Here is a 25410-nt window from a genome sequence, read left to right as displayed (position 1 = left end):
ACAAGCTGACTAATTTTGTAGATACACCCCAAATAGAACAAAGACGCAGATTACTGAGCCGCCCGCCGCTTGAGCGTACGCACAGTACCGAGTGCAAAGAGTCCTAAGGCAGCCGCTGCGCCCGGTTCGGGGACAGAGGCAGGATCTTCCGGCGATTGTGTTTCTTGATAGTCAAAGGAAGCGATCGCGCCGCTGGCTCCCTGATAGTTCACGATGATTTGCTTAATGCCGTCAAAGTCTCCATTCCCGTTGTCGAAAGTGAATTCTCTGAAGGAGTTGTCTCCTTCTAGTGCTCCACCTGTTCTGCCCGTTTTGGTATTGGAGTTGAAGTCCCACTCCTTTGATAAAACAGTGTCAGTCACGTAAGTTTCGTAGTTGTCGTTATCAATCGTGAAGTCGTCTCGGCCATCGGCGTAGGCGAAAGTGAAGTTCAGCTTTTGATTGCGAATAATCGCCTCGTCTAAATCCACAAAGCCAAACTTGTCGAAGGTAATACCGGAGGCAAACTTATCTAGGTCAAAGTCGATAAACACTTTGCCGCCGCTGCCATTGTCGTCCGGCGTATTGCTGCTGTTCTCTTGGATAATCAGGACGTTACCCTGTTCTGGCGTGTCGTAACCATACCAGTTTCCTCCTTGCTTGTAAGCGCCTTTGCCGGTGGCTAAGTCGCGATCGCCGCCTGTGCAGACATTGGTAAAGCCGTTAGCTGAATAGCCATTGTCACCCCCTTTGCCTTTGCAGGCTGTGTCATAGAGCAGCAATCCGTGAGATTTGTTGGTGCTAAAGCTGACGCCGTGCGTATTTTGCCACTGGTTAGTGATGCGAGTGCCGTCAGCCCCAGCAAAGCCCTCGTCAAAGTTGAGGCTGACAGCTTGGGCGGGAGCCGCAACCGTAACACCTGTCCCAGCTAGCAGTAGAGCAACAGCTAAAAGAGAACGTCGAATATGTTTCATGAATACCTCAAGCGAATGGAATTGTGCAGATCTGAGTAGGGGGCTTGAAGTAGTACAGGTTTTAAGCGCTTTAGGGATGGCTGCAAAAGCCTCGTGACATATAAGCGAAAAATTATTTGAAATCTTTTTCTTCTCCAACGCTGGGGAGCCAATGTTAGAGAAGTAATTAAACGGTCTGAGCTACTCAATACAGTCTGAGCGCTAAATTACTGAGCAGTACGCCGCTTGAGCGTACGCACAGTGCCGAGCGCAAAGAGTCCTAGGGCCGCTGCCGCCCCTGGTTCCGGAATTTCTTGGTAACCTTGTTCCGAGTTTTTAGGCGTGAAGATGGCGCGGGCGATAGTGGCATGAGAAAGTGCCTGGGCCTTTCCTTTCTTATTCGTGGAAACTCCATCAGTCTCAAAAGAACCTGCTAGGGCAGTAGCAGCTTGCTGATAGTTATCAAAGAAATAGGCGCTCCAAGAATTACTTGCTTTCAAGCTCAACACAAACGGGCCGTCAATTGTGCTGCCGCTGTTGTTGAAGCTCCAAGAGCCTGATGTGCTGCCGTTATCAGCAGTTAAACCACTGCCGCCCTCATCCGACTTGGCGAGAATTTCCCACCCGCTAATCGTAGATTCATCAATGCTGAAAACATCCCATTCTGAGCTAGTGAAGTCGATGCTGTTCAGCTCATTTAGCAGGTTGCCCTGCGCTCCGGTATCGTTACCATCAAAAGAGCCAATGCAGGCTAATGAGCTTTGGCTAGAAGCGCCCAGGGCCAACGTAACGTTGCCGGCGTTACACTGAGCAGCACCCGCGCTGGCCCCTGAAAGCCCTATCAGGCTAGCTCCCACGAGAGAAGCTCCTAATAAAGAACGAAGTTTCATAGAGTGACGACCTTCCTAAAGACTAAAAAGTAGTATCTGTAAACGTGATTTTGCAGGGGCTAAGTATCTAGTAAAGTGAGTGGCTTTTTTTACTAGACATAATTTCACTTTATCCAGGCTAGCAAGTGAAAAAGCCTTTTTGTGAATATATTTGCAGCTATCATCGACTCTTTAATAAATCAGTATTTCTACGACTGTGCCTGTTGACTATAAAACAGAGTGAGTGAGTTTAGCTGCCGTTTACTTGCTGTTGTCAACATGCCCGACTGCAACTACCTGCTTGCAGTTTTGGCTGAGTCAAAACCTAAACTTTAAGACCGCGGCCCTGATTATTTGGATTTTTCAAAGAATCACTGCTGTCTGAATGATCACCAAGACTTTGAAGCTGCTTTTTTGACTGTCGTTGTAATCTCGGTCACAGCCGCCAGCCCAATTTGGTCACAAGCGATCGCAGCTTTCATCACGCCCCGACTCCAGGAAGATCACGTCGGCGGTATGGGTAGAGTCACGGAGAAATTTTGAGAAAAACGAGATAGTAAGACTATCAGTTCAGTAATTGCATCTATGCGACCTCAGATTCACTTAGCGGCTAACCTCAAAGCCAACTCTCTAACTTTTCAATTTGGGTGCATTGCTCTTCGCAGCGGCTATAGCCTGCTTTCTGCTCTGCTAAGTGAATCGCTAACGACGCAAGAAGAAATCGTGATTGAACGCCTACTGCAGGTTGAACCAAGAGAGGGCTTTCAGGTAACGACCAACGCCTTGGCTTATGATGAGCTGAGGGAGCGTCTTTGTAGTTTGAAACAGGCCCGGACCACCTCACACGGTTGTCCCCGTTGCGATTGAGACACTATTTCATTTTTTACAAACTTTTGTTCCCTAACCCAAAGCCCCAAATGCTAGCACAGACTTCCCCCACCACTTTTTCCACGGGCGATCGCTCAGAGCAAAACGCCTACATCAAGCAAATCGGTATTGCCTACTGGATGAAGCTCGTTCGTGAAGGCATACCTAAAACCGATGCCCGTACGATTGCAGCGGCGATCGCCAAATATGACGTAGCCAAGCGGCTACCCTCCCTAGAACAGAAGGAACTTATCGTACATTACAGTCCGCTGATCTGCCGGGCACAGCTATGGCGCACTCGCTTACTGCTGACCTCGCAAACCTAAGCTTTCGCCAGCTCGGCATCGGTTTCTAGGATTGAAGCCTCTGACAGGCTCACCCGCTCCAGCGTGGCAGCTTCTAGCTGAGACCGCTCAACCACCGCACCTTTCAGGCAGGCTCCGGTCAGGTCGGCCCCAGCTAGATCAGCCCCCCGCAAATCAGCGTCGGTTAAATCGGCATAGCAAAGATTCGCATTTTGCAGGTTAGCCCCCTGAAGCTGCGCCCCTACCAGGCTTGCCAAGCGCAAATCTGCCTGGGATAAGTGGGCCTGAGTCAAATTAGCAGACTCTAAGCAACTGCGAATTAAAACCGCCTGACAGAGATTAGCACCAGGCAAAGCGGCCTGCTTTAGGTTTGCTCGCCAGAGGTTGGCATGAGACAGATTGGCCAGAGTCAGATCAGCCTGCTGCAAACTAGCACAGGATAAGTCGGCGCGGCGCAAGATAATGCCGGTTAGATCGGCCCTTAGGATCCAGGTTTCACGGAGATTCCAATAGCTGAAGTCGCGCTTACCGATGGCGTAGTGTTGTAGTAGCTTGATAGCCTCCATGTTGACTCGATTGGCTCCGTGTCAGGTTTGCTTGAACTTCTGTGACGCACGCTACAGGAATCTCAAAGCGCGGTCAGGGGCGGCGGCTCGCCTTTGCAGTCTTAAAACGCGGTCGGCCCTATCGCCCCTGTCAGAACTGACCGATCAGCTTATTCATGCAGCTACCCGCAGCGCTATGTCAGCGGCAACGCAGTGCTTATGAAGTTTCATTTCTTTGTAAACTAATGTAACAAATGCTCAGGTGAAGTGCAACGTTTGCGTGGAGCTGCTTTATCGCTGATAGGCAAGATTTTTGGGTGACAGCTGTGATCCTTCAGCTCTAATCGGTGGCAACGTTAGCCGAGCAAACTGTAGACCAGTTTTCCAAACTGGCCCGTGCTTCTAGCAGGCCGGTCAGTTCTCCTCGATAAGCCACTAAACGACCTCGCTCAATTGAATCTGGCGGTACCAGAGGCACTAAGGCATCTATCGTCGCAGCGGCACAGACCCAGTCTTGCTCGTCAACGGCTTCTGCTAGCGTATCTTGCAGTTCTTCAACGCGGCGGTTTCTGGCCTCGATCGCTCGTACCTGGTCAATATAAGATTGGACGTTAGCAATCGCGGCAATGGCGTAGCGATCGCCCGGCCTAGCCGCCAGTGCCCGCCGAAAGTTAATCAGAGCCGTCTGGTAGTCCCTCTGAGCGGTGGCGGCATAGCCAATGCGCATGGCTCGCCCATAGTCTTCAGCCGACTGGGCCTGCGCGATTTGAAGCGGTTGCGCCTGGGTGGGGGCGGTAGCCGAGGTGAGTGCCCAGCCTCCCAGCGTTAGCGAAAGCGGAAACGCAATTTTAATTACCTGCTGCCAAATCATGTCAGTGTGCAAATCTATTTAATCGGGCGATCGCCCCTAAGCTACCGAAGTATTAGTAGTTTTTAGCGACTTTGCAAAATTAATATAGGTTCCTTGGCTCTATTTAACTTAACGACCTGCTGGCGCTAGACGCTGCAGGGGCTGCCGCAGGCTGTATATTCTCTCTTTGCCCGAATGTTTTATTCTTAACTGAAGATAAGCGACAGAAAATATTAGGAGAAGCAAGCCGCCATGCGACTGTCTCAGATGCTCTTTGTGACCCTGCGAGAAGATCCGGCTGAGGCAGAAATTCCTAGCCATAAGCTGTTACTCCGAGCCGGCTACTTTCGGCGGATCACCAGCGGCGTCTACGCCTATTTGCCGCTGCTGTGGCGGGTTTTGGGCAAAGTCTCTCAGATTGTCCGCGAGGAGATGAACGCCACGGGGGCGCAGGAATGCCTATTACCCCAGCTACAACCGGCTGACCTCTGGCAGGAATCGGGCCGCTGGGAAACCTACACCAAGGCAGAAGGCATCATGTTTTCCCTGATTGATCGGCGGGAGCAGCTTCTGGGACTGGGGCCAACCCATGAAGAAGTGATTACGGCGATCGCCCGTGATATGATTCGCTCCTATCGTCAGCTGCCGCTCCATCTCTACCAGATTCAAACTAAGTTTCGCGACGAGATTCGGCCCCGCTTTGGCCTGATGCGGGGGCGCGAGTTCATCATGAAAGATGGCTACTCCTTCCACCCCGACACGGAGAGCCTCAAACAGACCTATCAGGATATGTACACGGCCTACAGCAATATTTTACGTCGCTGCGGGCTGGCTTTTCGGGCGGTGGAAGCTGATGCTGGTGCGATTGGCGGCTCTGCCGGTTCCCATGAGTTTATGGTGCTGGCTGAGGCGGGGGAAGATGAAGTGCTCTACACCGAGGACGGCCAGTATGCCGCCAACGTGGAGAAAGCGGTTTCCCAACCCGCCGATGCCGTCGCTTCCTCCTTCGACAGTTACGAAAAGCTAGACACCCCCAATACCCCCACCATCGAGTCGCTGGCTAAGTTCCTCAAGTGCTCACCGACGCAGATTGTCAAAAACGTCCTATACGATATCCAATATCGAAGGTCTTCCTTACTACTTGACTTCAGACTAGTGATTTCAGTGAGTATTCGTGGTGATCAAACAGTCAACGAAGTTAAGTTACAGAATGAGGTTTCTAAAATTCTGGGGGATGTAACAATTGTTTCTCTACAAGCTTTGGAAGTTCTTCCAGTACCGGAGGAACTTAGCTTAGAACCATTACCTGTAGGATACATATCGCCTGAACTAGATTGGAGTAAATACTTTCAGGCTCAACTTCGACTGGAGACAGATGAGGATATTAAGAAAGTTTTGTCAATGAAGAGTATAGGTACAGTTCGAAAAATAACTGAATATATTCCCTCATCAACAGATCTCAGAAACCCTCAAGAGGCATTAGCGGCAATTTGCGAAGCTGCTCGTACTTACTGGAAGAACCTTGAAGATGCCCGTAAACAGACTTCTGGTGATGAGAAAAATAGCTTATTTGGATCAGAAGGATTGACTATTAAGAGCAAACAGTTAGAGAACCTGCTCAATCAAGGTGAAACACTTTTCAAATTTGATCGCATAGTGGATCAGACTGCTGTGGGGCTGCAGAACTTCGTCACGGGGTCAGACGAGTCGGGCTATCACGTCGTCGGGGCCAACTGGGGTGAGCAGTTTGAGCTACCGTCCCATAAAGTAGATGTGCGCAAGGCGCAGGCGGGCGATCGCGCCCTGCACGATCCGGCCCAAACCTTACAAACGGCGCGGGGCATTGAAATTGGCCATATTTTTCAGCTCGGTACCAAATATTCTCAGGCCCTGGGAGCAACCTACACTAATGAAGCCGGTGAAGAAGTGCCGCTGGTGATGGGCTGCTACGGTGTGGGGGTTTCCCGACTGGCTCAGGCGGCAGTGGAACAGTCCTACGACAAGGATGGCATTATCTGGCCAGTGGCGATCGCGCCTTATCAGGCCATTGTGGTAATTCCCAATATTGCTGACTCAAAGCAGGTAGAGGCGGCGGAACAGCTCTACGCCGATCTGCAGGCTGCCGGAATTGAGACGCTTCTAGACGACCGGGACGAGCGGGCCGGGGTCAAATTTAAGGACGCTGACCTGATTGGCATTCCCTTTCGGGTCGTCACCGGGCGATCGCTGAAGGACGGCAAAGTCGAAGTGGTGAAGCGGGCCAGCCATGAGTCAGCCGATATGCCGATTGCCGAGGTGGTCGGTACCCTCAAACAGTGGATTGATCAGGCTCTAAACTCGTAGGTATGGAACTGATTACAATTCTGCTCTCCGGCCTGCTGACCCTGATCTCGCCCGTGGGGTTTGTGGTGGATCAGGTAGCTGAAGATAATATTCGCTCGCGGCTAATTTCAGCCGACGAGCTAGTGGTGCGCATAGACAATGCACCATCCTTTCAGCTTTTGCAGGGCAAGGTGGATCACGTGCGGGTCGCGGGACGGGGCATTGTGCCGGTTGAGAACCTGCGCATTGCCGCCTTTGAGCTAGAAACCGATACCGTCGATTTTAATCTGGAGCGGCTGCGACGGGGTGATTTGCAGCTAGATGCGCCCTTTCAGGCGGCAATGCGCCTGGAGCTAGACGAGCAGGACATCAATCAGTTTCTGGCCTCCCCTGGCGTAGCAGAGCGTCTGAGCAATCTCAGCTTTGACTTTTTCTCATCCCGCCGCGATCGCCGCGCTCAGCGCTATCGCCTGGAAAACCCTCAGATTAACTTTATTGGCAACAATCGGCTGCAGATAGAAGTCGATATCAAGGATATTGTGGCTGACGAAGTCTTGGACGTGGTGATTGAAACGGGTATTGCTATTGCCGGCGGGAGCGATCTGCGTCTAGTCGATCCTGCGATCGCGGTAGACGGTGAGCCTGCTCCTAGTCAGCTAGTGCAGCAGCTAATTGACGGTATTAATACTCGGCTGAATTTACAAACTTTAGAGACTTCGGGGGTGATGGCCCGCGTTTTAGAGCTGAAAATTAATGAATCGACGACAAACCTAGCCCTGTTTGCTAGAGTCGAGCCATCGGTCTTAGCCACTGAGGAGAGTCCCTAGACTTACGGCTAAATTCCCACTTTAGTATTTTTACGCCGACTTTCTACGATAAGGGGCTGCGACCCCAAATGGAGGAGAACATGGAAGATAAAAAAGGACTTCGACAAATTCCACTCGGTGTCGTAGCGGGTCTCTCTGCCGTTGTTTTAGCTGCGGGAGGCGCAACTGCGCTGATTACTTGGCGATCGCTCTCACCCAGAACGGCTACCCCTGAGTTTCCCAGTATCGAAGAACCGATTAGCGAGACGCCTGGCTTTGAAACGCCGTTAGAACCGGCTGAGGAAGCGCCAACTGAACCGCGATCGCCCCAGACCAGCGCTGCCCGTCCTGACGCCGCTCAAACAGGACAGGTTTACTGGCTGCAAGATGAAGGCACTCGCTTTGCACTGACGCCCCAAAGCATTGATTTGGCAGCCGGGGAGCCGGAAGCCCAAATTCAAAAGGCATTTGAACAACTTCTGGCTGGGCCAGGCCAAGCCGTTAAAGGCGCTTCGGCTGTCCCAGAGGCCACCCAGCTTCTAGGCGTAGAAGTGGCTAGCGATGGCGTACACGTTGATCTATCTCAGGATTTCACCTTCGGCGGTGGCAGTGCCGCGATGATGGGCCGCCTGGGTCAGGTGATCTATACCGCTAGCAGCCTCGATCCCGATACCCCCGTCTGGATCTCAGTTGAAGGAGAACCCCTGACCCTGCTGGGGGGTGAAGGCTTAGAAGTCTCTCAACCCATGACCCGCGCTGAGTTTGACGAAAACTACCCGCTCTAAGCGCCCAAAGATACCTGCTCATTTGCTTAAAACCGGAAAGGCTGAACCGCCCAGTTTGCTATTTAACGACATCAACTGCATCGATCTAAAAGACAAAAGTTTCAGGCAAGATAGGCTTGCCCTGTCTATACGCGCCTGATCACGCGCTGGAATTTAGTCTGTGATAGCGGCTATCTGCTGTGCCGCCTGGGGTTTAAGCCTGGGCGGTGAACCGGCATGCCTTAGCCTTAAAGCCTTTGGCTCTATCTCTGGAATCTGTGTGGCGAAGCATTACAAGTCGCAAAGCCTGTGCTACGAACGTAGCTAAATATGGTATCGGCTTTTAACATTAAGAGGTAAGCTAGGCAAATATAGCTAAGCAGATATACACAGTACTGAGATAGTCACCGAAGCGCGGGAAAAGTCATCATGAGTAATGAGTCTCCTCAATTGAATGCCACAGGCACCCTTTCAGAACGGGAATTGCAAATTGTTGAACTGGTGGCGCTGGGTCTGACCAACCAAGAAATCTCTGAGCAGCTGGAGATCAGCAAGCGTACCGTCGATAACCATATCAGCAACATCCTGACCAAAACCGCGACGGGTAATCGGGTAGCCCTAGTCAAGTGGGCGCTGCAGTGGGGTAAAGTTTGTCTAGAAGATGTGAACTGCTGCCCGCTGCCTAATATTCCTCGCAACGGGATAGCTTCATAGCAATTTCAAGACTTTGCCGCCAATGGGTCAGACTAGCTCAATTTCACCGTCTTCAGACAGCAACGACACTCCCCCGTCTAAACAGCTTCAGTTTCAACTGCGCTGTCCGCGCCTGCCGCTAGCTGTGTATCGAGAAGTGGCCGCTCACCTGCGGCAGCTTGACCAGGTTGAAACCGGCCTGCTGCCCCAGACTTCTCAGGAATTTGACTATCTGCAGAGTCAGGTGGGAGGCTTATGGATTCGCTACCCAGCAGAGTCAGCAGAGACATTTCAGGCCCAGGTAGAAGTGATTTTGACCTACTACGGCGATCGCTATGGCGCTTGGGAAAATATTGGGCGCTAGCCGCTTTCCACTACGGTAGGATGGGCTAGTTTGAATCTTTGAAAGAATACTGATGGAAACGCTGCAAAAGCTAACAGGTACGGAAGATATCCTGCCGCTGACACAGTTTACGGGTAAGGACGTCAAGGTAGCCGATGTAGCGATTTGGCAGCACGTTGAGGCTACAGCACGCGGTATTTTACACCGGGCTGCTTACCGAGAAATTCGCACCCCCATTTTTGAGCAGACGGCCCTGTTTGAGCGGGGCATTGGCGAAGCGACGGACGTAGTCGGCAAGGAAATGTATACTTTCCAAGATCGCGGCGATCGCTCGGTGACGCTGCGTCCGGAAAACACGGCTGGCGTGGTCCGAGCCTACATTCAGCATAGCCTCTACGCTCAGGGGGGCGTGCAGCGGCTCTGGTATACCGGGCCGATGTTTCGCTATGAGCGCCCCCAAAAGGGACGGCAGCGGCAGTTTTCTCAGTTGGGGGTAGAGGTCTTAGGTAGCCGCGACCCCAGAGCAGATGCGGAGGTGATTGCGATCGCTACCGACATTTTGCAAGCCGTGGGCCTCAAAAATCTCAGCTTTTATCTGAATTCGGTGGGTAACCAGAGCGATCGCCAAGCCTACCGGGAAGCCCTCGTGGCCTATCTCACCCCCTACAAAGACGACTTAGACGCTGACTCCCGCGATCGCCTCAGCCGCAATCCCCTCCGCATCCTCGACAGCAAAGACCCTAAAACCCAGGAAATCGTTCAAAGCGCTCCCAGCATCCTTGATCACCTCTGCGATGACTCCCGGCAGCACTTCGACACCGTGCAGCAGATTCTCACTGATTTAGAGATTGCCTATGAGCTGAATCCTTGCCTGGTGCGCGGCCTCGACTACTACACCCATACCGCCTTTGAAATTCAGTCGGCGGATTTAGGGGCACAGGCTACCGTCTGCGGCGGCGGTCGCTATGACGGTTTGGTCACTGAGCTAGGCGGCCCGGATACGCCAGCGGTAGGCTGGGCTATTGGTCTAGAGCGGCTGACGCTGCTGCTGCAACAGCTCCAGGAATCCCAGCCTGCCGAACTCGATTTTTACGTGGTGTCGCGCGGGGAGCAGGCGGAGCGGCAAACGTTGGCGATCGCCCAAACGCTGCGTCAGGCCGGATTTTCTGTGGAAATTGACCTCAGCGGCTCTGCCTTTGGCAAACAGTTTAAAAGGGCCGATCGCAGCGGCGCAGTGGGCTGCTTAATTTTGGGGGATAGCGAGGCCGAGAACAAAACGGTGCAGCTCAAGTGGCTCAAATCTGGAGAGCAGCAGGAACTCTCGCAGGCTGATTTGTCTGAGGCGATCGACTCGCTGCGGCAGCAGGTACAGGGACAGCGATAACGCTTCTACTTGCCAATACAAAAACGGCTGAAAATCTGATCGAGCATGGATTCGGTCATTTCCTCCCCCGTGATTTCGCCTAGAGCGCGAATGGCGGCTCGCAGGTCAATAGTCCAAAAGTCCAGCGGCAGGTTGTCTTGCAGCGTCTTTTGTACCTGTTCTAAAGCTGCCTGCGCCCTGGTCAGAGCAGCGGCCTGACGCTGATTGATCGCCAAGTCCCAGTCGGCAGCTATCAGTCCGCCCGCCTGCACCGCGTTCAAGATGGCCTGTTCTAAAGATTCAATGCCGTGATTCTTAGCGGCAGCGGTATAAACAGTCTGTCCGGCAATAGACGGTAGGGTCAGCGTTTCCGGCTGGGCCAAATCGACCTTGTTGATGACCAGAATCAAAGGGCGATCGCCTACCTGCTGATACAGCAGTTCATCCTCATCCGTCCAGCCCGCAGCCGCATCTATCGTCAGCAGCACCAAATCCGCTGACTGTGCCGCCTGCCGCGATCGCTCGACGCCGATTTTTTCCACCTGATCTAGCGCCTCCCGGATGCCTGCGGTATCGAGCACCTGCACCGGAATACCCCTTACCACAAGCTGCGATTCCACCACGTCGCGGGTCGTCCCCGGCAAATTGGTGACAATGGCGCGATCGCTGCGGCTCCAAGCATTGAGCAGGCTAGACTTGCCCACATTGGGCCGCCCCACAATCGCAATCCGCAAGCCCGATCGCAGCAGTTCCCCCTGATGGGCCGTCGCCAGAATTTGCTCCACCTGTGCTGAAGTCTGAGCCAACTGCTGGGCGATCGCCGCTTCATCTAAGGGCGGCAGGTCATCGGCAAAGTCGATACGAGCTTCCACCTCGGCCAGAATGTCTAAGCAGCTCTGCCGTAGGTGGCTAATGGCGTTGGCCAACTTACCCTGAATGCCTGCCAGCGCGCTTTGGGCCGCCTGGGGCGATCGCGCCCCCACCAGGTCGGCGATTCCCTCGGCCTGGGTCAAGTCCAGCCGCCCGTTGAGAAAAGCCCGCAGGGTAAATTCTCCTGGCTGAGCCAGTCGCGCTCCCGCTGCCAAACAGAGCTGCAAGACCTGCTGCACCGCCATGATGCCGCCGTGACAGTGAAACTCCACAATGTCTTCACGGGTGTAGGAACGGGGAGCCAGCATAAGCAGCAGCAGGGCTTCGTCAATCATCTGCTGGGTCTGAGGGTGGCGCACATAGCCGTAGAGAATGCGGTGGCTCTCCCAGGGCTGCTGGCCGGGGGCGTGAAAGAGCGTTTGAGCGATCGCCTGAGCCTCGGCTCCCGACAGACGCACAATCCCCACGCTGCCCTGCTGGGGCACAATAGCTGTGGCGATCGCCGCAATGGTTTCTGCTTGAACAACTGATGACATTGTGATGGCTGCGGATTCTTTGAAAATAAGCGGACTTTTTGAAGAGATGGGGGATTCCTAGGGTAACGGCTGCGGATCATGCCTTGCAGTCAGCATAATAAAAGCTACAGGGATAATAAACGCGCTCACCCCATGTCATTTAAACCGTCTAGCTTACTGGGCGAGCCTGTATTGCCCTCAGCTCAGTCCCGCCGGACTCCCGTTGTTTTGCCACCCAGTTCATTGCATACACTCTCTGCCCATCCTCTCCCCGCCGCGACCGTGAAGAAAAAGAAAGTCTGGCAAAGGCGTCTGAAATACTTTTATTATCGCTTTATTCGCCTCCAGGGCAGCCCTAAAGCTTTAGCGCGGGGCTTGGCCGCAGGCGTTTTTGCCGGATTGTTTCCCTTGTTTGGCTTTCAGACCATTTTAGGAATTGCCATTGCTCTTGTGATTCGCGGCAACAAGATCCTGGCGGCAGCGGGTACCTGGGTGAGCAATCCCTTTACCTATGTGCCGATCTACGCCCTGAACTTTCAGGTGGGCCGCTGGCTATTGGGCGATCGCAGCGGCGCAGTTGCCATTCCCGATGAGCAGTCTTTAGAGGCGTGGATGGCGATGGGCGCAGATATTACGCTGACTCTGTTCGTCGGCTGTGCGGTAATGGGAGCGCTGTGTGCGATCGTGGCTTACTTTGGGGGGCTGCGGCTGATTCTTTGGGGACGGCAGCGACGCTTGCAGCGTCGTCGGTAGGGAACTAAGGTTTTACTGGAGTGCTAAGGCGTGGGCCTGGGTGATACAGCTACTGGAATGGAATGCCGCTCAGGCACGCTTATGCAAGCAACTGGTAGCTGCGATCGCTGAACCTAAAGTCAAAGCGCGATCGCATTATGTAGAAGTCCCTAGTTTTTTTCGAGGGTTCTAGCCCCTCAACCAGCCCGGTGCAACGCCAAGGTGCATCCGAGCGAGTCAGCGACTTGCGAGAGCGCTCTTGTCTAAACTAAATGGCCTGAGCAATGAAAGTGCGGTGGCGAGGACTATTCTGCACCTGCACCGGAGTCGTGAAGCCTGATGCTTGCATAACCTGAGGCATGTCTAGGCCAAAGTACTGATCCAGATAAGGTTCAGTGCTTTTGAGCAGCGTCAGCACAAAGGCAGGCATCTTGGCGAAGACCTCGGAGTGGGGGTTCATGTCCATGATGGCGAGATGTCCACCGGGACGCAGCAGTCGCCGGGCTTCTTGAATGATGGCGATCGCCGCCGTTTTGGGCAGCTCGTGAAAGACCAGGCAAGCGGAAACTAGGTCGCAGGAGACGCTGGGGAGGGGCGTTGCTTCAGCGGCAGCATGGAGCCAATTGATAGAGGCCGACCGCTGGCGATCGCGGTACTGCGCCACTGCCAAAAAATAGGGCGACAAATCAATACCCGTAAGCTGGGCTTGCGGAAAGGTATGGCGCAGGGCAAAAGTGCTAAGGCCCACCCCACAGCCAAGATCTACAATCGCTTGAGGGGAGGTCGGCAGGTGGGCGGTGAGGACATCGTGATAGCTTTGGCGCAGGCAGGTATCCCCCTGGGCACCCGCTTCTGGCCAAATGCGGGCATGGACAGCGCGGGCAGCAACTTCCACTTCCATCGCCGGTGTCCAGCCGAGATTGCCCTCCTCGTAGGCATGGAAGCTGGTGACGTAGTAGTCAGGATAGGCTAAATCAGGATTTTGCAGAGCGGCAAGATCGCTCTGCCAGTCAGGGGCAAAGTCGTCGGGGCGATCGCGCTGCTGCAATGCCTTGACCTCATCTCGCCAAAAGACACCGATAGATTCGGCCCGATCGATCATCATTTTCCTGGCTCTGGACTTGGCGATATTAGCCAGCGGCTTGACGGCAAGGAGGCCATTGACGGCGCGAGAGGTAAGGCTAGGGACAACAGCAGTCATATTAAATTCGCTTTTTAAATGCAGTAGGCTTATTATTCCAAACCTTCCTCCCTTCAGCTAGTAGATAGACGCTACTCTAGGTAAAAGGTGCTGAGTCAGTGCCACCAATGTCGGACAGGCAAAGAGTATTCCCCTATATATCCTGCTATGAATAGTCTCGGTAGGATGGGCAAAGCGAAGCGTGACCATCATCTACAAAATATTCTATTGCCTAGACAAAACATTTTATGGATATGGGCCAGACCCTTTGCCCATCCTACGGGCTAGCTCCGGATTGATCAGCGTTTTATCTCTCGTTCAGAATTCAGGTTTGCCGATGGAAAACTTCTACCTAGATACCGAAAAGCCTCAATACAAGTCTTTTGAACTGCCCGGTGCCAAGCCCCATTACAGCCCCGATAAACCCGGCAAAGTTGAGCATATTGCTTTAGATCTAGCGTTAGATATTCCGCATCAGGCTTATACAGGTACCTGCAAGATTCGGATTAATCCCATCCGTGACAACATTGAGCATCTGACGCTGGATGCAGTCAGCCTGCAAATTGACTCGGTTAAAATTGGCGGTACCAAGCAGCCCTTCGACTACGACGGTGAGCAGCTCCGGATTACGCTGAAAGAATCGCCCGCGACCGGCAAACCCTTCACCCTGGCGATCGCCTATCGCAGCGAAAAGCCCCAGCGCGGCCTCTATTTTATTGGCCCAAATGACGACTATCCCGATAAGCCCGTGCAGGTCTGGACCCAGGGCGAAGATGAAGATTCCCGCTTCTGGTTCCCCTGCTTCGACTATCCCGGTCAGCTTTCCACTTCAGAAATTCGGGTGCGGGTGCCTCAGGAATACGTGGCTGTTTCCAACGGCGAGCTGATTGCCACTGAAGAAGACGGCGACAGCAAAATCTACCACTGGGCGCAAAAGCAGGTCCATCCCACCTACCTCATGACTCTGGCAGTAGGTGATTTTGACGTTATCCAAGACCAGTGGCGCGACATTCCAGTTACCTACTACGTCGAGAAAGGGCGTAAGACAGATGGCCAGCGGACAATGGGCAAAACGCCCCAGATGATTGAATTTTTTAGCCAGTTTTTTGGCTACGACTACGCCTTTCCTAAATACGCCCAGGTCTGCGTTGCCGATTTCATCTTTGGCGGCATGGAGAATACCTCCACCACCCTGCTCACCGATCGCTGCCTAATCGACGAGCGCGCCGCCGTGGATAATCGCAGTTCGGAAAGCTTAGTAGCCCATGAGCTAGCCCATCAGTGGTTTGGCGATTTGCTGGTGATTAACCACTGGTCACACGCCTGGGTGAAAGAGGGGATGGCCACCTATTCCGAAGTGCTGTGGACCGACCACGAATATGGGGCTGAAGAAGCCGCCTACTACCGCCTGGGCGAAATGCGCAGCTACCTGAGCGAAGACAAAACTCGCTATCGCCGCCCGATGGTGACCCATGTTTACCGGGAAGCGATCGAACTCTACGATCGCCACATTTATGAAAAAGGCGCTTGCGTCTACCACATGCTGCGCACTGAGCTGGGCGACACGCTGTTTCAAAAAGCGATTCATACCTTTGTGCAAGACAACGCCCACAGTACGGTAGAGACGATTGACCTGATTCGGGCGATCGAAAAGGCCACCGGGCGCAATCTACGCTTCTTGTTTGACCAATACGTTTTTCGTGGCGGCCACCCTGACTACAGCGTCAGCTATAGCTGGGACAGCGACAGTAACCTGGCAAAGCTCAGCGTGACCCAGACTCAGGCCAAAGAAGGCGATACCAGCAGCAGTAGCGGCCTATTTGACCTGCGTGTGCCGATCGCCTTTGGCTATGTGAATGACGGCAAGGCCGAGCTGAAAACCTTCACGGTACGGCTGCATGAGCGGGCCCAAACCTTCTACTTCCCGCTAGAAAACAAGCCCCAGTTTGTCAGCTTTGACGCCGGCAACCACTTCACCAAAACCGTCAAGCTGGAATATCCAATGGCGGAACTGAAGGCCCAGCTTCAGTTTGACCCCGATCCGCTCTCGCGGATTGCCGCTGCCGAGGCGATCGCCCAAAAAGGCGGCTTAGAGGCGGTTAATACCCTAACCGAAGCGATGCAGGCTGAAGCTTTTTGGGGGGTGCGGGTAGAGATGGCCAAGAATCTAGCCAAAATCAACCTCGATCAGGCGTTTGAGGGACTGCAGAAAAGTCTGCAAGATCGCCATCCCCGTGTTCGTCGGGCTGTCGTAGAAGCCTTGGGAGACATCAAAACTCAGGAAAGCTATAAGGCGCTGAAGGCGCTGGTTGAAGCGGGTGACGATAGCTACTATGTGGAATCTGCCGCGACCAAAGCCCTGGGCAGCGTCGGGGCGACTAGCCTCAACGGCAAGTCTAAAGAGAAGAAAGTGGTGAAGCTGCTAGAAACGGTGCTGAAAGAGCGATCGGGCTGGAACGAGGTGGTCAGATCTGGGGCGATCGCCGGACTCAGCCAGCTCAAAACTTCGGATGAAGCTCTAGAAATCATCCTTAAGTACACCGAAGCAGGTGTCCCCCAAGCCCTGCGGTTAGGTGCCATCCGGGCTTTAGGCAGCATTTCCACCAGCCAAAGCAAGCCCAATCTCAACAAAATTCTGGAGCGGCTCGAAGCCCTCTCCCGCGAAGACTTCTTCTTAACCCAGGTTTCAGTAGTGGGAGCGCTAGGCCAGATGGAAGTCTCCGGTGCCGTCAGCGTCTTGCAAGCCCTAGCCCACCAAACTCCAGACGGTCGGGTGCGGCGTCGGGCCGAAGAGGCGCTCGAGAAGGTGCGTAAAGCGATCGACTCGAATCAGGCGGTGCAGACGCTGCAGAAGGAAGTCGACGAACTGAAGCAGGCCAACCAAGAACTCAAGAGCCGACTAGAAGCACTAGAAGCCAAAAGCAAAGCTGACTAATAGACCGCCAGAATTTGGTGGGTTGATAGCAGGCAAGTCGGGGTTCGGTGATGCCAAACCCCTGCGGGTGAGTGCGCAAGCAGCCAGTGGCGAGGCTATACCCGAACTTGGGCGCGGCGAACGCGGGCGATCGCCTCTACCAAACTGCGCACCACTGCCACCATTGCCACCACGTTGTCCAGCTTATTCACCGCTGAGCCAACGCCAATTCCGGCAGCGCCTGCTGCGATCGCCATAGGCGCGGTTACGTCTGACAGACCAGAGGCACACAGTACCGGCACCGAGACGGCCTGAGAAATGGCGTGAGCGGCTGCTAGGGTCGGCGCTGCTTTTTCAATTAGGCCCAGGGTGCCAGCATGAATGGGTTGGCTGCTGGTGCCCCCCTCGGTTTGAATGATGTCGGCTCCGACCTCAACTAGCTGTTCTGCTAAGGCCACCTGCTCGTCTAGGGGCAGAATATGGGGTACCGTCACAGATAGCGTCATCTCAGGCAGGAGCGATCGCGTTTGCTGGGTTAGCGCCAAAACTTCAGCCGCTTCAAAACGGCGTCCTGCGGCATAAAAAGCGTCAAAGTTGCCAATTTCAACTAAATCTGCTCCGGCAGCCACGGGGGCTAAGAATTTCTCCGGCTCCACGGCAGAGACGCAGATCGGCAGCGCTGTGTGCTGCCGAGCCAGACGCACGAGTTCAGCATCGGCAGCGATATCGACAAAAGTGGCGCCGCCCTGATCAGCCGCCTGTACCACGCGGGCGACCTGCACCGGATCAAAGTTGGTCAGGCCGCTAATGATTTTCAGCGCTTGGCCTGCGGTCAGCGATCGCTGGAGATGAGGATGAAGGGTCATAGTTTCTCAGTCTTTGAGGTCTGACCTATTTTGCCATTCCAGCGAAGCATTGAAGTAGGAATGTGTCGCTTCTTTTAAGCGTCAGCCTGATAGTCTCCCGATTTGCCCCCCGTTTTGCTCAGCAGCCGGATGTGCTCAATCTGCATTGACTTTTCCAGCGCTTTTGCCATGTCGTAGAGCGTCAGTGCCGCCACAGAAGCTGCCGTCAGCGCCTCCATTTCTACGCCGGTTTCAGCCTTGGTCTTAACCTCGGCCCGAATCTGATAGCCCGGTAGGGCCGCATCGGCAGTGATTTGCACCTCCACTTTCTGAATTGGCAGGGCGTGGCAGAGCGGAATCAGATTGGCGGTTTGCTTAGCGGCCATAATGCCTGCTAAACGGGCTGTGCCAATCACGTCCCCTTTGGGCGCGTTACCCGACTCGATCGCCGTCAGGGTTTCCGGCTGCATTCGTAAAGCTGCCGCCGCGATCGCCCGTCGCACGGTAACTGCCTTGGTAGAGACATCCACCATGTGGGCCTGTCCCTGGGCATTCAAGTGGCTCAGCGCCGGAGATTGAGCCGTCTCTGAAATTTTTTCCATGAGCGCAATTGTTTTGCCGTTTCTTGTATGTTAGGATTAAAAGCCTGACAAGGGCGTGTAGCTCAGTGGACTAGAGCACGTGGCTACGGACCACGGTGTCGGGGGTTCGAATCCCTCCTCGCCCGTTTAGAAGCTAAACATAAATGAATGTATGGGTGTGTAAATATCTATATGTTTTGAATTGACTGAAAATCTATACTAAGAGGCTGTTACACTTACCTGCTGTTGGACCTGCAATGGTTGTCGAATTTGAGTAAAAGCCTCGTAGATGGGAATTTTCGAATTCACTGCCTCAAAGCTGACGACTAAAGAGTATGGCACAGTGGCTTCTGAATCTTTATTCCAGCCTTGGTGACCTACTACGGCAACGCAGAAGCCCTCACGGAGATTGTAGGATTTAACGATTGCCCAATCTTTTTGAATAGTTCCAGCGCTTCTGGAAACTTCTTTAACGATGCCATCAATTCCTTGTAAAGGAACTGTTCCATCATCGCGTCTTCTCGCTTGTCTCTTACCTAAGGTCCAGGGAAACCCACTTTCTCCCTCGTCAGCATCTGGGGGGACTTGGTCGTACTCTTTGAGAATCCTGGTAAGGAAAGCGTCGGGGTCTTCTCCGCGTTTGCTACAGGTCCAGTCGAGCCAGGTTGAGAGGTACTTCCGGCGATTGCGGCGGGTGCGCCGAGGTTCAGCAACATAGGACAGGGTAATTTCGATGCGAATGTCGAAGCCTTCGCCTTCCCTAAGCAGGAATTCAGGGATTTGAACCTGATAGATTTTGGCTTGCCGGGCTTTGATGTATTCATTACCCGGAGTTGTGAGGGTGATCCTGTTGAGGGAATTTCCTAAAGCCCGTTCAAGGTTGGGAAGACCATACCCCATCGTCCGAATGCCGTGATAAAGCCTGTCATCAGATTCTTGCGTCCAATTGGGCAAGCGGGCTGATTGAACAATCAGGGCGCGATAGAGCAAGGCGCTCTCCTCAGGAAACGCGGCAGCCAGGGCGGCTGCAATATGGGTGACTTTGGGAGCCGCAAATGACGTGCCAACAGTATCTCGGCTGATGGCAGGGCCATTACTTATAGAGCGTACTAATTCGGGGCAAACAGGCTCAGGCCAAGTGATGTTGGGCTGAGCGCTGGAATCAATGACAAAGTCTCCGCCATATTCTACAACTTCAGGTTTGATAGTATTCCAGATGCCTAAGCCTGTGCATGAAAAAGCTGAACAGCAGTCTGTGTCTGCTAGAGATCGCAGGGGTGGTAAATCATAAGTGGTATGAGCAATTGAACCAACTGTCAGAGCTTGAAAACTTTGTCCTGGGCTAGCAATTCTTGCTGATGACGTAAGCAAGTAGTCCGGATAATTTCTACCGGCCCCAACATGAACAGCAACAGAGGGGCGAGTGGTATAGTCCTTCGTACTGCTGAGATTCCCCGATGCCACAATGAAGAGGAGATCTCCACCCATATTCCAGGTTAGCTTGTCGATGGCAGCAGCCCAGGCAGTCATGAACTGGGTTCGGCAAGGGGTAATGTTAGTAACGGAATGATTGAATAGACGAGTTCTGGTACGTCCGAAGTAAAAGTCAACAATTTCTTCCAATACTTCTGGAGGAAAAATATTTTTAGGGAGTTTATTGAAGCGGTTAAGGATTCTCGCGTTTTGTAGCCAACAGATTGATTGAATGTGTCCCGTTTTAGGAATTTTACGAGGGTAGATGACTGCACCAGCGACTCTAGTACCATGCCCACCGTTGGGAACAGAGTCTGCTGTTTGATTTTGCTCTCCTGGTACCCAAGATCTCGAATTAGATATATCGATCGCCCTTCTAAGGAGAGGATGGCGTTCCTGAATACCGCTATCAATGACACAGACAAAGACTTGGGGGGCACTAGGATTGGGAGGTTCGAGGACAAAGCTATCCCGCTCATCTCCTAAAGAATCAGGGTTTACTGGTAGGAAATCAACTCTATCAACTTCACTGACATCAAATATATAAGGAAAACTGAGAACAAGATCCTTTAGGCCCTTACCAGAAATACGTATGCGGCAAGAAAAACTATCTGGCAGTTTTGAAACTCCAACCTCGTCGCCTCCAGTATCACTGATAATCGTCCCACCATAACCGTGAATAAATGCATTTAATTTGATCAAGCGGTCACAGTAAAGGTCATCCCATTCATCAGGAGTTAGGTTGTGCTTAGACAACCATTTTTTGACTCCTTTTTGAAAACTTTCATCGGTCTTGTAGTGTTCTCGTTTAGGACAGCGGGAATATTGGTCCTGAATATCGATACAGGAGATACCAACATCAACAATACAGTCATGACTATCCTGAACCTGATCCCATTCGGCTTTGAGTGCGTCAGACAAAATATATTCTGGGCGACGAGTGCCTTCTAGGAGTTCCCAAATTTCTGGAACCTTGCCGCCACCGCGCTCAGAGCTAATAAAATTTTCAATTTTCTTCCTCAGTTCGGATAGCTCCGTATCTGCCGAAGCGCCGATAATATAGCCTTCTTCCAAGTCAGCGACCACTTCAATACCGAAGCTTTTGAGGGCATCGGCGTCGAAGGCGTCGGGATCAACTTGCAGGATGAATGAAACGGCATAGGAGAGATCCGGTTTGCTTTCCTCTTTCCGCTTTTCCTGTTCCTCTCGCCAGTTGGTCGTGATTAGGTCAACGGAAGATCTGAGTTTTCCTCCGTGACCTCCTGCATTTCCTCTATTGGCAGCAGTAATCGGAGAAACTTTTCGCCCTCCGCCTCCTTGAGGAGCAGCAATCCCCTGACTGGCTAATCTGAGACGAATGTGGGGAAAAGGCGAGGCGTTATCCGGCATGTGTGACTAAAACGTCTTGAGTTGAAGCTTCCAAGTGCTCTTGGATGACCAGGTCTTCCCTGTCTAAGATGGCACGCTTGGCAGCGCTTTGTGCAATCTTCACAATTTGAGCAGCAGAAACGCCAACCAGCTTCTGAACGATCGCATCCCAATCCACTGTTCCCACTTCGACTGAAGCAAGGGTCTGTTTCAAAATGGTGCGAATTTCTGGCTCTGTGGGTTTAGGAACTTCGATCGCATCGTCAAACCGCCGCCAAACGGCCTCATCCAAAAATTTGGTCAAATTGGTGGCGGCGATAAGCAGCCCGTTAGACACCTCGTATTCATCCAGCAACTGGAGGAAGGTATTGACCACTCGTTTGATTTCGCCGACTTCCTGGGCGTCTTCGCGGGACTTGGCGAGAGCGTCGCATTCGTCAATAAACAGCAAGCAAGGATTCGCAGCGGCTGTTTCGAAGACTTCCCGGAGGTTGGTGGCGGTTTCGCCTAGGTAGGAAGACACCATCGCGTCAAAGCGGACTTTGACTAGGGGCAGCCCTGTGTTCCAGGCAATGCGCTCGGCTCCCATGGTTTTGCCGCACCCTGGAGAGCCATACAGCAAAATCTTCTGACGATACTTCAAGCCATAGTGGGCCAACCGATCGCGGGCCGTATATTCCCGCTCGATACGGCAGAAGCGCTCCTCAACGGCATCGGATAAGACCATGTGATGCCGCAGGCGATCGCGGGGGATCGTCACGATAAAAGGATGGTTGAAGCGTCGATTGCTCGACAGCGGTTTAAGCGGCTGGGCAATCGTACAACTAGAGGCAGATTGTTTAGGAACTGCTAAGGCATCTTGTGATTGAGGCGCTAGGGATAGTTGCTCAGAACTAGCGAGGCGATCTCGCTTTTGCAGAATAGCATCAAGCTGCTCGGCTAACTTGGTATGACCCAGTTTACGCTCTTCGGCGATGACAACGGACAGCATACTTTCCACTGCCTGTGAATCGTCACTGGCAACCGCCCGAAATAACCGCTTGAGCACATCTCCTTTCATGGTGTCGCTTGTGATTGCAGCCTTACGTCTAAGATACCTGAGCTACCTGCGATCAAAATAACTATAACGGTCAAAATACAACATTATTACATAGTAAACTCTATCAAATAACGTGTATTTTATAGAGCTATCTCTATGTCAATAATTATTGAACATTGAGTAAAAAATATTAATTTTTTGATAGGAGAAAACTTTAGTTTTGGAACTGGACAGAACTTGCTTCCACCAATTTAGCTAATTGAATTCCGTTACTTCTAGGAAGACTTTCCAGAAGGCTATGAACTCAATGCCTGTTTATAAACTAACTACGAATCAATGGCGTAAACGTCGCGGCCTCGGCTGAGGGAAAACTGCAAAGAGTGGCGGATGTCCTTGCTGGAAGCAGTGACAAAGATGACAAAGCCCAAGGCCGTCATTAGTGCCGATAGGCCAAATACGCCGCGATAGCCAATCGTGTCGGCCAGCGTGCCTAAAATTGGCCCAGCCAAGGCAATTCCCAGATCAAAACCCACCATACACAGGCCAAAAATACGTCCGCGCTCAGTGGCTCCAGAGCGATCGGCCATTAGGGCGGCAATCATGGGAATCAGCATTCCAGCCGCTGTCCCCTGCACCAGTCCGCCAATCAAGAAGGTCGGTGCCCCCTGGGCTGACCACAAAATTACCATTGCCACGCTGTAGAGCAGCAGACTCATGCTGATGAAGCGGCCCCGTCCGTAGCGATCAGAGGCGCGGCCAGCCAGCAGACGGACGCCAAAGCTAGCGATCGCCGAGGCGGTATAAATCAGTCCGACAAAGCTGAGCTCTAGTCCCACTTCCCGCACATAAAGTGGTGTAAACGTGCTGAGAGTTCCAAAAGCTAACCCTACTAGAAAGAGAATGATCGCCGGAATCCGAATCCGTGGCGTCAGCAACAGTCGCCAAAAGAGCTGATCGGGCTGATTTTTAAGCACTTCTGGATCCGGCTCATAGGACTCGCGCACTCGGCTAGACAGCGCTAGCCCCACCAGCCCTAAGCCACCCATCACGGCAAACGCTACCGTAAACCCGGCCCAGTCCAGCAGATAGCTGCCCAAGGCTGGCCCTAGCGCCATCCCTAAGGGATTTACCAGGCTCATATAGCCAATCAGCTCACCCCGATTAGCAGGCGGAGCAATATCCACAATCAAAGCGCTGTAAGCCGTAACGTAGGCCGCAATGCTAATCCCGTGAAAGGCTCGAAACAGCCCCATAAGCGCTAACCGTCCGTCTAGCACCACGGCTCCCAGTGGTAGACCAAAAGCCGGAAGCTGATCTACCAGCATGTAGCAGAAGGGTGCTCCGGCGATCGCAAACAGCCCGGTCAGCAGCACCAGTTTGCGTCCCCGCTCGTCGGCCAGGCGAGATAAAGTTGGTCTAGCCACCAGCAGGCCAATGGCGAAAGAAGCCATAACGAAGCCAATTTCCTGTCCGGTAGCGCCAAGGGATTCGATATAGAGAGGCAGCACGGGTAGTAACCCGGCCAATCCAGCCCAAAAGCATAGGCCAGAGGCAAACAAAAAGCTTAAATTCGATCGCAGCGCCGGACTAAAGGTGGAAAAAAGCTTCAAAACGTTCTCCTAAGGGCACAGGTAGATACTCACAGATACTAAATGTTAACAATTGTTAAAGCGAATGCCATGCATCTAGAGGCGGTAATTGATCCCAGTGGCTTTTATCGCTATTCGCTGAGTCGCACCTGGGACGCGAGCAAACCCCGCCTAGCCTTCATCATGCTCAACCCCAGTCGTGCCGATCACCAGCGCAACGACCCTACAATTCGGCGCTGCCTTAGCCTAGCGCAAGGCTGGGGCTACGGTTCGCTGGAGGTGGTCAACCTGTTTGCCTTTCGCACGGCTCATCCAAAGCTGCTCAAGCGGGCGATCGCTCCCGTTGGCCCCGAAAATGACGAACATATCCAAGCGGCAGTGCAACGGTCGGAGAAAACGGTTTTGGCCTGGGGAAATTGGGGAAGCTGGCAGGGACGCGATCGGGCAGTTTTGGCTTTGCTGTCGGCGGAAAAGCAGAAGCTTTACTGTTTAAGACTGAATAAGACGGGACAGCCGAGGCATCCACTGTATATATCGAGTCAGATTGAGTTTAGTCGGTGGTACAAACAATGAACAAGATTTAGACTAAGGCTTGGCTATTCATGCTAAGTCATAAAGTGTCTTAAACCAAGTAATAAACTGTTGGGACTTAGGATTAACAGGACTCAAAATTCGCTCTTTAACAGCCTGATGTAGTTGTCTGCCAGGAGGACTTTGCCAAGCTAGCCAGGTATAAATATTGGCTTTATCGAATTGAGCAGTCTTAAGAGGCTGTATGAGAAGTGCTAACGGGTAGCTAATGCTACGCCAACCGCCTGACCATCAGGCGAATCATCGAGATGTAGACCATCGCTTCAGAAGAAGCCGGCAGTCGCTCATAGTCTTTGCTCAAGCGCCTCGACCAGTTGAGCCAGCCAAAAGTGCGCTCCACCACCCACCGCTTCTTGAGCAGCACAAAACCCTTGGCTGCTTCTGGCCGCAAGACCACTTGCAAAATCCATCCCAGCGTGTCCATCACCCAGCGTAGAAAGGGCTCGCCGCCGTAGCCTCCATCAGCCCAGACTAGGTAAAGCCGCTTGACCGGCTCTCCCATTTGCTTGACTCGCTTGAGCACTGCTTTGGCCTGGCTCTTTTCTGAAGCATTGGCAGCAGTGACCAGTACCCGCAGCACTAAGCCCAGTGTATCGACTGTTAGATGACGCTTGCGTCCCTTGACCTGTTTGCCACCGTCATAGCCGACCGCTTCACTGACCATCGTTGCACTCTGGACGCTTTGGCTGTCGATAACGGCTTGAGAGGGGCTTTCTGGCCGACCGCTATCGGCTCTGAGCCAGCCGCGCACGCGGTCGTGAATCGCTATCCAGGTGCCGTCATTTCGCCAGTTGCGGAAGTAGGTGTAAGCTGTTGACCACGGCGGCAGATCTCCTGGAATATCGCGCCACTTACACCCCTGAACCACCACGTACAAGATGGCGTTGACGATGGCCCACATCTCTACTGAGCGCGGCCGACCACCGGGCTTGGCTGGCGGAATTAGGGGTTCTATCAGCTCAAACTGTTCCCGCGTCAGATTGCTTGTGTATGCTTTACTCATAGCTCTCACGGTGCTGTAGCTCTTCAACTTCAGCTTATCCGTGTGAGCTTT

Annotated in this window: 23 protein-coding genes, 1 tRNA gene and 1 pseudogene; 12 read left to right on the top strand and 13 right to left on the bottom strand. The window is 53.0% G+C overall.

Annotation, left to right across the window (positions count from 1 at the left end; all coding sequences use genetic code 11):
- Positions 1 to 50: 50 nt before the first annotated feature.
- Together QJQ48_RS19470 and QJQ48_RS19465 are read right to left on the bottom strand one after the other, a co-directional pair.
- The gene (locus QJQ48_RS19470) at positions 51 to 953 is read right to left on the bottom strand and encodes a hypothetical protein (protein WP_346292919.1); all 903 of its coding nucleotides are present in this window, start codon (positions 951 to 953) and stop codon (positions 51 to 53) included.
- Positions 954 to 1159: 206 nt separating this feature from the next.
- Entirely contained in the window at positions 1160 to 1822 is a 663-nt protein-coding gene (locus QJQ48_RS19465) for a hypothetical protein (RefSeq protein ID WP_346292918.1), read from the bottom strand.
- A 393-nt stretch (positions 1823 to 2215) separates the two neighbouring features.
- On the opposite strand from QJQ48_RS19465, the gene QJQ48_RS19460 reads away from it, so the two are divergent.
- Together QJQ48_RS19460 and QJQ48_RS19455 are read left to right on the top strand one after the other, a co-directional pair.
- Positions 2216 to 2344: a hypothetical protein gene (locus tag QJQ48_RS19460; protein ID WP_346292917.1), complete on the top strand. Its 129-nt coding sequence runs from the start codon at positions 2216 to 2218 to the stop codon at positions 2342 to 2344.
- Positions 2345 to 2718: 374 nt separating this feature from the next.
- Positions 2719 to 2994, top strand: a complete 276-nt coding sequence (locus tag QJQ48_RS19455; RefSeq protein ID WP_346292916.1) for a hypothetical protein — start codon at positions 2719 to 2721, stop codon at positions 2992 to 2994.
- Here the strand turns inward: QJQ48_RS19455 and QJQ48_RS19450 are convergent.
- Positions 2991 to 3539, bottom strand: a complete 549-nt coding sequence (locus QJQ48_RS19450; protein ID WP_346292915.1) for a pentapeptide repeat-containing protein — start codon at positions 3537 to 3539, stop codon at positions 2991 to 2993. The two genes, QJQ48_RS19455 and QJQ48_RS19450, sit on opposite strands and share 4 nt — an antisense overlap.
- A 319-nt stretch (positions 3540 to 3858) precedes the next feature.
- Positions 3859 to 4401 carry a hypothetical protein gene (locus QJQ48_RS19445; RefSeq protein ID WP_346292914.1) on the bottom strand — a complete coding sequence of 181 codons (543 nt, stop codon included), beginning with the start codon at positions 4399 to 4401 and terminating at the stop codon, positions 3859 to 3861.
- Between the two features lie 219 nt (positions 4402 to 4620).
- On the opposite strand from QJQ48_RS19445, the gene proS reads away from it, so the two are divergent.
- From proS to hisS, 6 genes are all read left to right on the top strand, one after another.
- Complete coding sequence (gene proS, locus QJQ48_RS19440; protein WP_346292913.1) at positions 4621 to 6711, top strand: proline--tRNA ligase; 2091 nt, start codon at positions 4621 to 4623, stop codon at positions 6709 to 6711.
- 2 nt (positions 6712 to 6713) lie between these two features.
- The gene (locus QJQ48_RS19435) at positions 6714 to 7517 is read left to right on the top strand and encodes an LmeA family phospholipid-binding protein (RefSeq protein WP_346292912.1); all 804 of its coding nucleotides are present in this window, start codon (positions 6714 to 6716) and stop codon (positions 7515 to 7517) included.
- Positions 7518 to 7597: 80 nt separating this feature from the next.
- Positions 7598 to 8281: a GerMN domain-containing protein gene (locus QJQ48_RS19430; protein ID WP_346292911.1), complete on the top strand. Its 684-nt coding sequence runs from the start codon at positions 7598 to 7600 to the stop codon at positions 8279 to 8281.
- A gap of 408 nt (positions 8282 to 8689) precedes the next feature.
- On the top strand, positions 8690 to 8974 hold the full coding sequence (pedR, locus tag QJQ48_RS19425; RefSeq protein WP_346292910.1) for a photosynthetic electron transport-dependent transcriptional regulator PedR: 285 nt from the start codon (positions 8690 to 8692) through the stop codon (positions 8972 to 8974).
- A gap of 22 nt (positions 8975 to 8996) precedes the next feature.
- Complete coding sequence (locus tag QJQ48_RS19420; RefSeq protein ID WP_346292909.1) at positions 8997 to 9317, top strand: hypothetical protein; 321 nt, start codon at positions 8997 to 8999, stop codon at positions 9315 to 9317.
- A gap of 52 nt (positions 9318 to 9369) precedes the next feature.
- A complete protein-coding gene (hisS, locus tag QJQ48_RS19415; RefSeq protein WP_346292908.1) occupies positions 9370 to 10680 on the top strand; it encodes a histidine--tRNA ligase in 1311 nt (436 codons plus the stop codon).
- Between the two features lie 5 nt (positions 10681 to 10685).
- Here hisS and mnmE read toward each other — a convergent pair whose 3' ends face one another.
- On the bottom strand, positions 10686 to 12065 hold the full coding sequence (mnmE, locus tag QJQ48_RS19410) for a tRNA uridine-5-carboxymethylaminomethyl(34) synthesis GTPase MnmE (protein WP_346292907.1): 1380 nt from the start codon (positions 12063 to 12065) through the stop codon (positions 10686 to 10688).
- 132 nt (positions 12066 to 12197) lie between these two features.
- Between mnmE and QJQ48_RS19405 the strand changes: the two genes are divergently transcribed.
- Complete coding sequence (locus QJQ48_RS19405; RefSeq protein ID WP_346292906.1) at positions 12198 to 12797, top strand: DUF2062 domain-containing protein; 600 nt, start codon at positions 12198 to 12200, stop codon at positions 12795 to 12797.
- Positions 12798 to 13044: 247 nt separating this feature from the next.
- Here QJQ48_RS19405 and QJQ48_RS19400 read toward each other — a convergent pair whose 3' ends face one another.
- Entirely contained in the window at positions 13045 to 13977 is a 933-nt protein-coding gene (locus QJQ48_RS19400) for a class I SAM-dependent methyltransferase (RefSeq protein ID WP_346292905.1), read from the bottom strand.
- Positions 13978 to 14293: 316 nt separating this feature from the next.
- Between QJQ48_RS19400 and QJQ48_RS19395 the strand changes: the two genes are divergently transcribed.
- Complete coding sequence (locus tag QJQ48_RS19395) at positions 14294 to 16891, top strand: M1 family aminopeptidase (protein WP_346292904.1); 2598 nt, start codon at positions 14294 to 14296, stop codon at positions 16889 to 16891.
- A 95-nt stretch (positions 16892 to 16986) separates the two neighbouring features.
- On the opposite strand, the gene QJQ48_RS19390 is transcribed toward QJQ48_RS19395, so the two are convergent.
- Positions 16987 to 17736 (bottom strand): DUF561 domain-containing protein, encoded by a 750-nt coding sequence (locus tag QJQ48_RS19390; RefSeq protein WP_346292903.1) that lies wholly within the window; start codon positions 17734 to 17736, stop codon positions 16987 to 16989.
- Between the two features lie 74 nt (positions 17737 to 17810).
- On the bottom strand, positions 17811 to 18317 hold the full coding sequence (gene moaC / locus QJQ48_RS19385) for a cyclic pyranopterin monophosphate synthase MoaC (RefSeq protein WP_346292902.1): 507 nt from the start codon (positions 18315 to 18317) through the stop codon (positions 17811 to 17813).
- Between the two features lie 51 nt (positions 18318 to 18368).
- On the opposite strand from moaC, the gene QJQ48_RS19380 reads away from it, so the two are divergent.
- A tRNA-Arg gene (locus QJQ48_RS19380) sits at positions 18369 to 18442 on the top strand.
- A 73-nt stretch (positions 18443 to 18515) separates the two neighbouring features.
- On the opposite strand, the gene QJQ48_RS19375 is transcribed toward QJQ48_RS19380, so the two are convergent.
- The 3 genes from QJQ48_RS19375 to QJQ48_RS19365 all read right to left on the bottom strand — a co-directional run bounded on the left by QJQ48_RS19375 (position 18516) and on the right by QJQ48_RS19365 (position 23786).
- Positions 18516 to 21158: a S8 family peptidase gene (locus tag QJQ48_RS19375; protein ID WP_346292901.1), complete on the bottom strand. Its 2643-nt coding sequence runs from the start codon at positions 21156 to 21158 to the stop codon at positions 18516 to 18518.
- Positions 21148 to 22197 (bottom strand): AAA family ATPase, encoded by a 1050-nt coding sequence (locus tag QJQ48_RS19370; RefSeq protein ID WP_346292900.1) that lies wholly within the window; start codon positions 22195 to 22197, stop codon positions 21148 to 21150. The genes QJQ48_RS19375 and QJQ48_RS19370 overlap by 11 nt, the downstream gene beginning before the upstream one ends.
- A 305-nt stretch (positions 22198 to 22502) precedes the next feature.
- The gene (locus tag QJQ48_RS19365; protein ID WP_346292899.1) at positions 22503 to 23786 is read right to left on the bottom strand and encodes an MFS transporter; all 1284 of its coding nucleotides are present in this window, start codon (positions 23784 to 23786) and stop codon (positions 22503 to 22505) included.
- A gap of 42 nt (positions 23787 to 23828) precedes the next feature.
- Here QJQ48_RS19365 and QJQ48_RS19360 point away from each other — a divergent pair, with 42 nt between their 5' ends.
- Positions 23829 to 24338, top strand: a complete 510-nt coding sequence (locus tag QJQ48_RS19360; RefSeq protein ID WP_346292898.1) for a DUF1643 domain-containing protein — start codon at positions 23829 to 23831, stop codon at positions 24336 to 24338.
- Positions 24339 to 24365: 27 nt separating this feature from the next.
- On the opposite strand, the pseudogene QJQ48_RS19355 reads toward QJQ48_RS19360, so the two are convergent.
- Positions 24366 to 24530 (bottom strand): annotated as a pseudogene (locus tag QJQ48_RS19355) (DUF3226 domain-containing protein); the annotation flags it as partial.
- A 37-nt stretch (positions 24531 to 24567) separates the two neighbouring features.
- Positions 24568 to 25359 carry an IS5 family transposase gene (locus QJQ48_RS19350; protein WP_346292897.1) on the bottom strand — a complete coding sequence of 264 codons (792 nt, stop codon included), beginning with the start codon at positions 25357 to 25359 and terminating at the stop codon, positions 24568 to 24570.
- Between the last annotated feature and the right edge of the window lie 51 nt (positions 25360 to 25410).

This window comes from Sphaerothrix gracilis Ecp01, from assembly GCF_030405905.1.
Lineage (GTDB): Bacteria > Cyanobacteriota > Cyanobacteriia > Phormidesmidales > Phormidesmidaceae > Sphaerothrix > Sphaerothrix gracilis.
This window is presented reverse-complemented; position numbering and strand designations above follow the sequence as displayed.